Raw genomic sequence first — 11,068 nt, forward strand, 5'->3', positions numbered from 1 at the left:
GCCGATCTTCTCGGTGGCCGACTACGGGCTGGAGGCCGATCTGTTCGAGGCTGTGCCGGAACTGATCGCCTCTATCAGCTGACCCACAACACAGGATCAACAGACACCTTCCGTTGTCATCACCCGTGCCGGATGCAAGGCCATCGGCGGCATCGGTGGCCATCTGAAAAGCCTGCCCCTCCGCAGCCGCTGCGCTGGTGGCCTTCCCTGCTCAAGGCCTCGGCGTGGGCCTCCAGCGGACTGGGGGCGCACCAGCGCTTCAGTCGCGGTTGGATGCCGGGTTCTGCAGCGCCCCCTTGGAAGAAGACGGCTTGCTGCCGATGAGCCGGGCCTGAATGCCTTGCGCTTCCACCTTGAGCATGGCCGCCAGTTCCGGCCAGCGTTCTTTAGGCATGCGGTGGTTTACGGCAGAGACGCTCAAAGCGCCGAACGGTCGGCCGCTGGCATCTGAAATGGCCACACCCACCGCGGTGACGCCCAGCGTGACCCAGTTGCCGCTGACCGCAAAACCACTGCGCCTGGCCTCTTTCACCTGCGCCCTCAGGTCGGACTGCGTCAGACGGTTGAACGACCGCAGGCGGTCGCCCATGTCGGCAATGATGGCCTCCGCCTCTTCGTCGGGCAGGCCACTCAGGATGGCCAGCCCCGCCGCGCCCACCCCCAGCGGCCGCCTGCTGCCAATGTCCAGGGTCAACACCCGGATCGGGAATGTGCCCTCCCGCCGATCGACGCACACGGCATCCGCGCCACTGCGAATGACCAGGTAGCAAGTGTCATGCGTCAGCCTCGAAAGTTTGTTCATTGAATGGACACACTTTTCGCGGATGTCGTGATGATCTGCCGCCGCAAGGCCCAGCTCGAAGGCCAGCGGCCCCAGCACATAACGCTTCTCGCCCTTGAGCGCCACCATGCCCGCCTGCGCCAACTGCTTCAGGAGCCGATGCACTGTGGGATGGGGTATTTCCGTGGCACGCGCGATTTCGGTGAGTGCAAAACCGGCCGGCTGAGGGGCGGTCAAAGCCCGAAGGATGGCAATGGAGCGCTCCAGCGACTTGGAAACGCCCGGGCCCGTCATCAGGTCTGATTTGATGTTCATCAATTGGACAATAGCATTGTTGCAAACCCGGCGCCTGCCTACAGTCCGGCCAGCGATCCCGCTGACACTCTTCAGGAGCAACACCCGACATGGCACGCAAGTTCCAGGACTACAACCCCGCTGGCGTCATTCCCGCCGCACTCATGCCTTTTCACGACGACTTGTCCATCGATGAGACCGCCTTGCGCAGCCACATCAAGGACATTGCCGACACACCCGGCATCAGCTCCATCTGCATCAATGGCGTTTCGCAGGAAGTGCCGGCCATGACGCTGGAAGAACAGAAGCGCACGCTGCACATCATGGTCGACGAAGTGGGCGACAAGGTTCCCCTGATGCATGGTGTGTTTGCACACGGCGCTGCGGACGCGGCCAAGATCGCCAAGCAGGCCGACGAAGGTGGTGCGTCCTGCTTGCTGGTGTTTCCACCGGCGGTGTTCACGCGTGGCGCGGTGATGCGGCCGGAAATGACCATCGACCACTACAAGGCGATTGCCGACGTCACCGACTTGCCGCTGATCGTCTTCCAGTTCGAGATGTCATCGGGTCAGGGCCATACCCTCGACACCATGCTCCAGCTGTTCGAAGCTGTGCCTTCGGTCAAGGCCATCAAGGACCGCAGCAACAACCCGGTCATGCACGAAAGGAACATCCGTGTCCTGCAGAACCTTCCCCGGCCGGTGAACGTGCTGACCACCCACAGCGCATGGCTGCTGCCCTCGCTGGTGCTGGGTTGCAATGGCATTCTGTCGGGCTCCGGCAGCGTCATTGCCGACCTCCACGTGGCCCTATGGAATGCGGTGCAACAGAACGACCTGGCCACGGCGCGCCAGCTCAACGACCGCATCTACCCCCTGGCACGCTGCTTCTATGGCGACCCGGTTCTCGACATGCACACGCGCATGAAGGACGCACTGTGCATGTTGAAGCGGCTGCCCAACGACGTCGTTCGACTGCCCTGGGTGAAACTCGACAGCCGAGAGAAAGCGCTCGTGCGCGAGGCTTTGACAGAGGCCGGTCTGCTCTGATCCCATAAAAAACAACCAGGAGACAACTCATGAGAAACCTGAAACGTCACGTGCTGGTCGCGGCGCTTGCAATGCTGTCCGCCACGGGCTTTGCGCAGACCTATCCCAACCGCGCCATCACGATCGTGGTGCCGTTCACGCCCGGCGGCGCCGTGGATGCGGTGGCGCGCACCGTCGCGAGCCACCTGTCCACCGTTTGGGAGCAACCCGTCCTCGTCGACAACCGGGCGGGGGCCGGTGGTGCCATCGGCGCCCAGCACGTGGCGCGGTCCAGCGCCGACGGCTACACACTCCTGCTGGGCTCCATCGGACCGATGTCGATCAACCCGAGCCTGCAAGCCAGGCTTCCCTACGATCCCGTCCGTCATTTCGAGCCCATAGCGCTGCTGGCGAAAACGCCCGCCATTCTGGTGGTGCAGCCCAACGCCCCGGCCAATAACGTGTCCAGCTTCGTGAGCTGGTTGAAGAACAAGCCTGACCGGCTCAACTACGGGTCTGCCGGCACCGGCAACGTCACGCACCTGGTCGCGGAGTACTTCATGAACCAGGCGGGCATCAAGGCGAACCACATCCCCTACAAGGGCAGCTCGCAAGCGGTGACAGATCTGCTGGGAGGACAGCTCGATTTCATGTTCGACGTGGTTCCGACGGCGCAGCCGTATGTGAAGTCGGGCCAGTTCAAGGCGCTGGCCGTGACCACCCTGGCCCGGTCCCGCGCATTGCCGCAAGTGCCGACGCTGGACGAGCTGGGCTACAAGGGCTTCGATGTGAGTTCATGGTTCGGCCTCTTTGCACCTGCCGGCACGCCGCGCGCCCTTGTCGACAAGATCAACGCAGAAGTGGTCCGCGGTCTTCAAAGTGGACCTGGGCTCGAAAAGCTGCACATGATCGGCGCCGAGCCGGCCAGCGGCAGCCCCGACGAGTTCAAGCTGTTCCTTGCACAGGAAACCCAGCGCTGGAAGAAGGTCATCCAGGACGCCTCTATCAAGGCTGAATAGAAGACCCGACACGGGCATCACGCCGTCCTGGCCATTGGCGCTGCAACGCTGAACGGCAGCCAGGACGGCGGCCTGGCTGCCGCAAGCCGGGCTCACGTGTCCAACGTCACCCACGCGGAGTAGTTCTCCGCGAGATACCGCTCTCCCCGCTCCAGCACGAAGTAGCGGAAAGCCTCGGCGGCCGGGGACAGCAGCTTGGACAAGGTGTGCACCACGTTCCAGGCGCGCACCACCGGCGCACCGTCCACGTCGAGCACCGCCATCAGCCGGTTGTTGAGTTCCAGCCCGACCGTGTGCAGCGACAGGAAGCTCAAGCCCATGCCGGCGATCACCGCCTGCTTGATGGTTTCGTTGCTGGCCATTTCCATGATCACGCGCAACTCGACGTGCTCGCCCAGCAGGAACTTCTCCAGCGCGGCGCGTGTGCCCGAGCCCTGCTCGCGCACGATGAAGTCGTACTCCTTGAGCACCGCCGCCGGCACCTGGCCGGCGCGTGCCAGCGGGTGGTCCACCGGCGCCACGAAGACATGCGGATGTGCTGCGAACGGCTCGGCGCGTGTGGCGAGTTCCTTGGGTGGGCGGCCCATGATGGCGATGTCCACCTCGTTGGCGTGCAGCATCTTCACCAGCTGTTCGCGGTTGCTCACCGCCAGGCGGATGTCGATGTTGCCGTGCTCGCGCCGGAACTCCGCCAGCAGGTGCGGCAGGAAGTACTTGGCCGTGCTCACCATGCCGATCACCAGCGAACCGGTCTCGAGCTTCTGCAGCCGCGCGGCCGCGTCTTCGGCGTCCTTCAGCGTGGCCAGCACCTTGCGCGCATAGACCAGCATGTACTCGCCCACGGTGGTCAGCGACACCTTGCGGCCGTTGCGCTCGAACAGGGGCATGCCCACGTGCCCCTCCAGCTCCTTGATCTGCATCGTCACCGCCGGTGGCGTGAGGTGCAGCACCTGTGCCGCGCGCGAAAAGCTCAGGTGCCGCGCCACTTCGCTGAACACGCGCAGTTGCCGGAAGGTCGCGTTTCTCATTAAGCAATTCCTTAATCGATTCACAAGAAATCGTGAATTTACTTTATCCGAGGCCAAACCTACAGTCCCCTCCACCCCCTGCCACCCCCCATTTTCTGGAGCACCCGATGAGCGAAGCCCCCACTGGTTCCACCGAGATCAAGGACGCCAAAAAGCGCTACAGCGCTGGCGTGCTCAAGTACAAGCAGATGGGCTACTGGATGCCCGACTACGTGCCCAAGGACACCGACACCCTGTGCCTGTTCCGCATCACGCCGCAGGACGGCGTGGACCCTGAAGAGGCCGCCGCCGCCGTGGCCGGCGAATCCAGCACCGCCACCTGGACGGTGGTCTGGACCGACCGCCTCACCGCCTGCGACAGCTACCGCGCCAAGGCCTACAAGGTGATTCCGGTGCCGAACAACCCGGGCCAGTACTTCGCCTACGTGGCCTACGACCTGATCCTGTTCGAGGAAGGCTCCATCGCCAACATGACGGCGAGCCTGATCGGCAACGTGTTCAGCTTCAAGCCGCTGAAGGCCGCGCGCCTGGAAGACATCCGCATCCCGGTCGCCTACGTGAAGACCTTCAAGGGCCCGCCCACCGGCCTGGTGGTCGAGCGCGAACGGCTCGACAAATTCGGCCGCCCGCTGCTGGGCGCCACCACCAAACCCAAGCTGGGCCTGTCGGGCCGCAACTACGGCCGCGTGGTCTACGAAGGCCTCAAGGGCGGGCTCGATTTCATGAAGGACGACGAGAACATCAACTCGCAACCCTTCATGCACTGGCGCGACCGTTTCCTGTTCGTGATGGACGCGGTGAACAAGGCCAGCGCCGAAACCGGTGAAGTGAAGGGCAGTTACCTGAACATCACCGCCGCCACCATGGAAGACATGTACGAGCGCGCCGAGTTCGCCAAGGAGCTGGGCTCGGTGATCGTGATGGTGGACCTGGTGATCGGCTACACCGCCATCCAGAGCATGGCCAACTGGTGCCGCAAGAACGACATGCTCATGCACATGCACCGTGCGGGCCATGGCACCTATACGCGGCAGAAGAACCACGGCGTGAGCTTCCGCGTGATCGCCAAGTGGCTGCGCCTGGCCGGCTGCGACCACCTGCACACCGGCACCGCCGTCGGCAAGCTCGAAGGCGACCCGCTCACCGTGCAGGGTTACTACAACGTCTGCCGCGACAGCTACACCAAGACCGACCTGCCACGCGGCCTCTACTTCGACCAGGACTGGGCCGACCTCAAGAAGGTGATGCCGGTGGCCTCGGGCGGCATCCACGCCGGCCAGATGCACCAGCTGATCGACCTCTTCGGCGACGACGTGGTGCTGCAGTTCGGCGGCGGCACCATCGGCCACCCTATGGGCATCCAGGCCGGCGCGGTGGCCAACCGCGTGGCGCTGGAATGCATGGTGAAGGCGCGCAACGAAGGGCGTGACTTGCTGCAGGAAGGCCCGGCCATCCTGAAGCAGGCCGCGCAGCACTGCAGCCCGCTCAAGGCCGCGCTCGATACCTGGGGCGAGATCAGCTTCAACTACCAGAGCACCGACAGCAGCGACTACGTCGCAACGCCTGCACTGGCCTGACACCCCCTGCGCCGCTGCGCGGCCTCCCCCTCTCTCGCCTGCGGCGGGAGGGGGATGGCACCCGGGACCGGCGGAGCCGGATCCGCGGTGCCCCTGGATCGGCGCTGCTGCTTGCCTGCCTGCACCTTCTTCTTTTTCTGGAGTTCCTCACCATGATGACCAACCCCACCGGCCGCATCACGCAAGGCCAGTTCAGTTTCCTGCCCGACCTCACCGACGCCGAGATCACCGCGCAGATCGAATACGGCCTGCGCAAGGGTTACGCCTGGAGCGTGGAATACACCGACGACCCGCACCCGCGCAACACCTACTGGGCGATGTACGGCAACCCGATGTTCGACCTGCACGACGCCGCCGGTGTGCTGCAGGAACTGCAGGCCTGCCGCAAGGCTTTCCCGCGCCACTACATCCGCATGATGGCCTTCGACTCGACGCGCAACGTCGAGACGATTGCGATGAGCTTCATCGTCAACCGCCCGCCCACCGAACCCGGCTTCATGCTGGAGCGCCAGGAGGTGAACGGCCGCAGCCTGCGCTACACCACGCGCGGCTACGGCGCGGTGCGCCCCGAGGGCGAAAGGTATTGAAGAAGCACCCCCTGCGCCGCTGCGCGGCTTCCCCTTCTCTCGCCTGCGGCGGGAGGGGGACCGCACCCACGGCCCGGCAAAGCCGGTTCCGTGGTGCGACGGGCTGAACGCCCTCTCGCAACGCGCCCTGCACCACCTTCAACCGCCCTCTTGCGCCCATGAACACCACGCTCTACGCCATCCCCGGCAGCACGCCACCACCGGCCGATGCCGCCGTGACCACCGCGGCGGCACCGGAGGCGCCCGCCGAAGCAACAGCGCAGCCGCCGCGCTCCGTGGGCGCGGTGCTGGCCGACACGCAGGTGGAGGCCGTGCTGCAGGAGCTGGACGACGAACTCGTGGGCCTGGCGCCGGTGAAGGCGCGGGTGCGCGACATCGCGGCGCTGCTCGTCATCGACAAGCTGCGCACCGGCCTGGGCCTGCCCTCGCAGCCGCCGAGCCTGCACATGTGTTTCTCGGGCAACCCCGGCACCGGCAAGACCACGGTGGCGCTGCGCATGGCGCAGATCCTTCACCGCCTGGGCTACGTGCGCAAGGGCCATCTGGTGGCGGTGACGCGCGACGACCTGGTGGGCCAGTACATCGGCCACACCGCACCCAAGACGCGTGAGGTGTTGAAGAAGGCCATGGGCGGCGTGCTGTTCATCGACGAGGCCTACTACCTCTACCGGCCCGAGAACGAACGCGACTACGGGCAGGAGGCGATCGAGATCCTGCTGCAGGTGATGGAGAACCACCGCGACGACCTGGTGGTGATCCTCGCGGGCTACGAAGACCGCATGAACACCTTCTTCCAGTCCAACCCCGGCATGCGCTCGCGCATCGCCCACCACCTCAGCTTCCCCGACTACGGCGCGGACGAGCTGATGCAGATCTCGCGCCAGATGCTGGCCGAGCAGAACTACCGCTTCAGCCCCGAAGCGGCCGAGGCCTTCGGGCGCTACATCGGCCTGCGCCTGGAGCAGCCCCATTTCGCGAACGCCCGCAGCGTGCGCAACGCGCTCGACCGCGCCCGCCTGCGCCAGGCCAGCCGCCTGTTCGCGCAGCCGCACCGCGAGCTCACGGCGGAAGAACTCACCACGCTGCAGGCACCCGACATCCTCGGCAGCCGCCTGTTCAGCAACGAAGGAGCCCGGCATGCTTGAAGCCCTGATCTTCGACGTGGACGGCACGCTGGCCGACACCGAGGCCGCGCACCGCGCCGCCTTCAACGACGCCTTTGCCGAGGTGCGCCTGGGCTGGCACTGGGACGACGCCACCTACACCCGCCTGCTGCAGGTCTCGGGTGGCAAGGAGCGCATTGCGCACCACTGGCACATGGTGGAACCCGAGGTCGCCGGTGGTGCCGCCGCGCGCGCCACCATCGACCGCGTGCACGCGATCAAGACGCGCCTGTATGAGAACCGCGTGAGCGGCGGCCAGCTGGCGCTGCGCCCCGGCGTGCTGCGCCTGATGCGCGAGGCGCTCGCCAGCGGCCTGCGCCTGGCCATCGCCACCACCACCACGCCGGCCAACATCGACGCCCTGCTGCGCACCCCGCTCGGGCCCGACTGGCGGCGCCACTTCGCGGCCATCGGCGACGCCGCCACCGCCGCGCGCAAGAAGCCCGACCCGCTGGTGTACCAGCAGGTGCTGGCCACGCTGGGCCTGCCGGCGCAGGCCTGCCTGGCGTTCGAGGATTCGGCCAACGGCCTGCGCGCGGCCAGCGCCGCCGGCCTGCAGACCCTGGTCACGCCCACCGTGCACACCGCCGGCCAGCGCTTTGACGATGCCCTGCTGGTGCTGCCGCACCTGGGTGATCTGGCGCAGCCCTTGCCGCAAGGCGTGGCCGGCATGGACCAGCGCTGGGTCACGGTGGACGCCCTGCGCCGCTGGCACGCCGGCAGCACCCTGTTCGAGTCGGCCTGATCGGCCGCGCCCCATTCCCTCCACACACCCGAGCCGCCCCACGATGTCCCGAGCGAACCCCTCCCCGTTGCCTGCCCCCGCCGTGCGGCTGGCCCCGTCCATCCTCTCGGCCGACTTCGCGCGCCTGGGCGACGAAGTGCGCGCCATCGAAGCGGCGGGCGCGGACTTCGTGCACTTCGACGTGATGGACAACCACTACGTGCCCAACCTCACCATCGGCCCGCTGGTGTGCGAGGCGATCCGCCCGCACGTGCAGATCCCCATCGACGTGCACCTGATGGTGGAGCCGGTGGACGCGCTCATCCCACTGTTCGCCAAGGCCGGCGCCAACTGCATCACCTTCCACCCCGAGGCCTCGCGCCATGTGGACCGCACGCTGCAACTCATCCGCTCGCACGGCTGCAAGGCCGGCCTGGTGTTCAACCCGGCCACGCCGCTGGCCTGGATGGACCATGTGATGGACAAGCTGGACATGGTGCTACTGATGAGCGTGAACCCCGGCTTCGGCGGCCAGGCTTTCATTCCCGCCACGCTGCACAAGCTGCGCGAGGCACGCCACCGCATCGACGCACACATCGCCACCGGCGGACAACCCATCTGGCTGGAGGTGGACGGCGGCGTGAAGCTCGACAACATCGGCCAGATCGTCCAGGCCGGTGCCGACATCTGCGTCGCCGGCAGTGCGGTCTTTGGCGCACCCGATGCGGGTGGCGGTTACCACGGCGTCATGCACGCGATGCGCCAGGCCGCGGCCGCAGCCGACTCAACGGATTTCCAACCTTCCAGCCTCACCTCGCGGAGAACCACCCCATGCCATTGACCGGCCGCAAGACCCTCACGCAATACCTCATCGAAGAACGCCGCCGCTTCCCCGAAGCCAGCGGTGACTTCAACGCCCTCATCCTCGACGTGGCCATGGCCTGCAAGGCCATCGCGCGCGCGGTGGCCTTCGGTGCGCTGGGTGATGTGCTCGGCAACCACGCCGCGGAGGCCGGTGGCTCGGTCAACGTGCAGGGCGAGACGCAGAAGAAGCTGGACGTGCTGAGCAACGACTATTTCCTGCGCATCACCGAGTGGGGCGGCCAGCTCGCGGGCATGGCGTCGGAAGAGATGGACGCGCCGTACCAGATTCCCGCGGCCTACCCGCGTGGCAAATACCTGCTGGTGTTCGACCCGCTCGACGGCTCCAGCAACATCGACGTCAACGTGTCGGTGGGCAGCATCTTCTCGGTGCTGCGCGCACCGGTGGCCGACGGCACCGAGGCCGGCCGCGAAGTGACCGAGGCCGACTTCCTGCAACCCGGCACGCAGCAGGTGGCCGCCGGTTACGCGCTCTACGGCCCCACCACCATGCTGGTGATCAGCGTGGGCAACGGCGTGTCCGGCTTCACGCTCGATCCGAACCTGGGCGAGTTCTTCCTCACCCACCCCGATCTCAGCGTGCCAGCCGACACGCAGGAGTTCGCCATCAACGCCTCCAACAGCCGCTTCTGGGAAGCGCCGGTGAAGCGCTATGTGGACGAGTGCCTGGCGGGCAAGACCGGCCCACGCGGCAAAGACTTCAACATGCGCTGGATCGCCAGCATGGTGGCCGAGGCGCACCGCATCCTCATGCGCGGCGGCGTGTTCCTCTACCCGCGCGACACGAAGGACGCCAGCAAACCCGGCCGCCTGCGCCTGCTGTACGAGGCCAACCCCATCGGTTTCATCATGGAGCAGGCCGGCGGGCGCGCCAGCACCGGGCGTGTGCCCATGCTGGGCGTGGAACCCGAAGGCCTGCACCAGCGCATCGGCCTGGTGTTCGGCTCGAAGAACGAAGTCGAGCGCATCGAGCGTTACCACGCCGAGCCGGTGCGCAAGGACCAGGACAACCCGCTCTTCCACGAGCGCAGCCTGTTCCGCGTGTGAACGCCACCGGCCTGCGCCCGAACCCGCACCGCTTCTTCAACTCCACGGGACACCACCATGTCTGAACGCCACCCCATCATCGCCATCACCGGCTCGTCGGGCGCGGGAACCACCTCGGTCACCCGCACCTTCGAGAACATCTTTCGCCGCGAAGGCGTGACCGCCGCCATCATCGAAGGCGACAGCTTCCACCGCCACGACCGCCAGCAGATGAAGCAGCGCCAGGCCGAGGCCGAGCGCGCGGGCAACGGCCACTTCAGCCACTTCGGGCCGGAGAACAACCTGTTCCCCGAACTGGAGGCGCTGTTCGCCAGCTACGGGCGCAGCGGCACCGGCCGCTCGCGCAAGTACCTGCACGACCACGACGAGGCCGCCCCCTACCAGCAGCAACCCGGCACCTTCACGCCCTGGGAAGAACTGCCCGCCGGCACCGACCTGCTGTTCTACGAAGGCCTGCACGGCGCGGTGATCACGCCCGAGGTGAACATCGCCCAGCACCCCGACCTGCTCATCGGCGTGGTGCCGGTGATCAACCTGGAGTGGATCCAGAAACTCTGGCGCGACAAGTCCAAGCGCGGCTACAGCACCGAGGCGGTGACCGACACCATCCTGCGCCGCATGCCCGACTACGTGAACTACATCTGCCCGCAGTTCGCGCACACGCATGTGAACTTCCAGCGCGTGCCCTGCGTGGACACCTCCAACCCCTTCATCGCGCGCGAGATTCCGGCGCCCGACGAGAGCTTTGTGGTCATCCGTTTCGCCAAGCCCAAGGGCATCGACTTCCAGTACCTGCTGAGCATGGTCCACGACTCCTTCATGTCGCGCGCCAACACCATCGTGGTGCCCGGCGGCAAGATGGAACTGGCGATGCAGCTGATCTTCACGCCCTTCGTCTGGCGAATGATGGAGAGGAAGAGGTAGGTGACTCCCCCCTG

General features: G+C 66.2%; 12 protein-coding genes. 10 read left to right on the forward strand and 2 right to left on the reverse strand.

The window, feature by feature from the left end; all coding sequences use genetic code 11:
* Positions 1–82 (forward strand): hypothetical protein (locus HPA01S_RS23645; protein WP_084360903.1); only part of this gene is annotated, 82 nt, incomplete at its 5' end.
* Positions 83–259: 177 nt separating this feature from the next.
* Here the strand turns inward: HPA01S_RS23645 and HPA01S_RS21800 are convergent.
* Positions 260–1,096: an IclR family transcriptional regulator gene (locus HPA01S_RS21800; protein WP_084360904.1), complete on the reverse strand. Its 837-nt coding sequence runs from the start codon at positions 1,094–1,096 to the stop codon at positions 260–262.
* Between the two features lie 89 nt (positions 1,097–1,185).
* On the opposite strand from HPA01S_RS21800, the gene HPA01S_RS21805 reads away from it, so the two are divergent.
* Together HPA01S_RS21805 and HPA01S_RS21810 are read left to right on the forward strand one after the other, a co-directional pair.
* Positions 1,186–2,124 (forward strand): dihydrodipicolinate synthase family protein, encoded by a 939-nt coding sequence (locus HPA01S_RS21805; RefSeq protein ID WP_066273507.1) that lies wholly within the window; start codon positions 1,186–1,188, stop codon positions 2,122–2,124.
* A 29-nt stretch (positions 2,125–2,153) separates the two neighbouring features.
* On the forward strand, positions 2,154–3,122 hold the full coding sequence (locus tag HPA01S_RS21810) for a Bug family tripartite tricarboxylate transporter substrate binding protein (protein WP_066273509.1): 969 nt from the start codon (positions 2,154–2,156) through the stop codon (positions 3,120–3,122).
* 92 nt (positions 3,123–3,214) lie between these two features.
* Here HPA01S_RS21810 and HPA01S_RS21815 read toward each other — a convergent pair whose 3' ends face one another.
* Positions 3,215–4,150 carry a LysR family transcriptional regulator gene (locus HPA01S_RS21815; protein WP_066273511.1) on the reverse strand — a complete coding sequence of 312 codons (936 nt, stop codon included), beginning with the start codon at positions 4,148–4,150 and terminating at the stop codon, positions 3,215–3,217.
* A gap of 107 nt (positions 4,151–4,257) precedes the next feature.
* On the opposite strand from HPA01S_RS21815, the gene HPA01S_RS21820 reads away from it, so the two are divergent.
* The 7 genes from HPA01S_RS21820 to HPA01S_RS21850 all read left to right on the forward strand — a co-directional run bounded on the left by HPA01S_RS21820 (position 4,258) and on the right by HPA01S_RS21850 (position 11,054).
* Entirely contained in the window at positions 4,258–5,727 is a 1,470-nt protein-coding gene (locus HPA01S_RS21820; RefSeq protein ID WP_066273512.1) for a form I ribulose bisphosphate carboxylase large subunit, read from the forward strand.
* Positions 5,728–5,879: 152 nt separating this feature from the next.
* Positions 5,880–6,314, forward strand: coding sequence for a ribulose bisphosphate carboxylase small subunit (locus HPA01S_RS21825; RefSeq protein ID WP_066273513.1), 435 nt, complete (start codon positions 5,880–5,882; stop codon positions 6,312–6,314).
* A 158-nt stretch (positions 6,315–6,472) separates the two neighbouring features.
* Complete coding sequence (cbbX, locus tag HPA01S_RS21830; RefSeq protein WP_084360905.1) at positions 6,473–7,459, forward strand: CbbX protein; 987 nt, start codon at positions 6,473–6,475, stop codon at positions 7,457–7,459.
* Positions 7,452–8,222, forward strand: coding sequence for an HAD-IA family hydrolase (locus HPA01S_RS21835; RefSeq protein ID WP_066273515.1), 771 nt, complete (start codon positions 7,452–7,454; stop codon positions 8,220–8,222). Before cbbX ends, HPA01S_RS21835 begins: the two co-directional genes overlap by 8 nt.
* A 67-nt stretch (positions 8,223–8,289) precedes the next feature.
* Positions 8,290–9,042: a ribulose-phosphate 3-epimerase gene (rpe, locus tag HPA01S_RS21840; RefSeq protein ID WP_370671006.1), complete on the forward strand. Its 753-nt coding sequence runs from the start codon at positions 8,290–8,292 to the stop codon at positions 9,040–9,042.
* Positions 9,033–10,130 carry a class 1 fructose-bisphosphatase gene (locus tag HPA01S_RS21845; protein WP_066273519.1) on the forward strand — a complete coding sequence of 366 codons (1,098 nt, stop codon included), beginning with the start codon at positions 9,033–9,035 and terminating at the stop codon, positions 10,128–10,130. The genes rpe and HPA01S_RS21845 overlap by 10 nt, the downstream gene beginning before the upstream one ends.
* Before the next feature lie 57 nt (positions 10,131–10,187).
* On the forward strand, positions 10,188–11,054 hold the full coding sequence (locus tag HPA01S_RS21850; RefSeq protein WP_066273522.1) for a phosphoribulokinase: 867 nt from the start codon (positions 10,188–10,190) through the stop codon (positions 11,052–11,054).
* Positions 11,055–11,068 lie beyond the last annotated feature (14 nt).

This window comes from Hydrogenophaga palleronii NBRC 102513, from assembly GCF_001571225.1.
In the GTDB taxonomy this organism is placed as follows: domain Bacteria; phylum Pseudomonadota; class Gammaproteobacteria; order Burkholderiales; family Burkholderiaceae_C; genus Hydrogenophaga; species Hydrogenophaga palleronii.

Bases quoted from the DNA above. Each gene is read 5' to 3' on its own strand.
- HPA01S_RS21800 (WP_084360904.1), bottom strand. From the start codon at position 1,096: ATGAACATCAAATCAGACCTGATGACGGGCCCGGGCGTTTCCAAGTCG.
- HPA01S_RS21805 (WP_066273507.1), top strand. From the start codon at position 1,186: ATGGCACGCAAGTTCCAGGACTACAACCCCGCTGGCGTCATTCCCGCC.
- HPA01S_RS21810 (WP_066273509.1), top strand. From the start codon at position 2,154: ATGAGAAACCTGAAACGTCACGTGCTGGTCGCGGCGCTTGCAATGCTG.
- HPA01S_RS21815 (WP_066273511.1), bottom strand. From the start codon at position 4,150: ATGAGAAACGCGACCTTCCGGCAACTGCGCGTGTTCAGCGAAGTGGCG.
- HPA01S_RS21820 (WP_066273512.1), top strand. From the start codon at position 4,258: ATGAGCGAAGCCCCCACTGGTTCCACCGAGATCAAGGACGCCAAAAAG.
- HPA01S_RS21825 (WP_066273513.1), top strand. From the start codon at position 5,880: ATGATGACCAACCCCACCGGCCGCATCACGCAAGGCCAGTTCAGTTTC.
- cbbX (WP_084360905.1), top strand. From the start codon at position 6,473: ATGAACACCACGCTCTACGCCATCCCCGGCAGCACGCCACCACCGGCC.
- HPA01S_RS21835 (WP_066273515.1), top strand. From the start codon at position 7,452: ATGCTTGAAGCCCTGATCTTCGACGTGGACGGCACGCTGGCCGACACC.
- HPA01S_RS21845 (WP_066273519.1), top strand. From the start codon at position 9,033: ATGCCATTGACCGGCCGCAAGACCCTCACGCAATACCTCATCGAAGAA.
- HPA01S_RS21850 (WP_066273522.1), top strand. From the start codon at position 10,188: ATGTCTGAACGCCACCCCATCATCGCCATCACCGGCTCGTCGGGCGCG.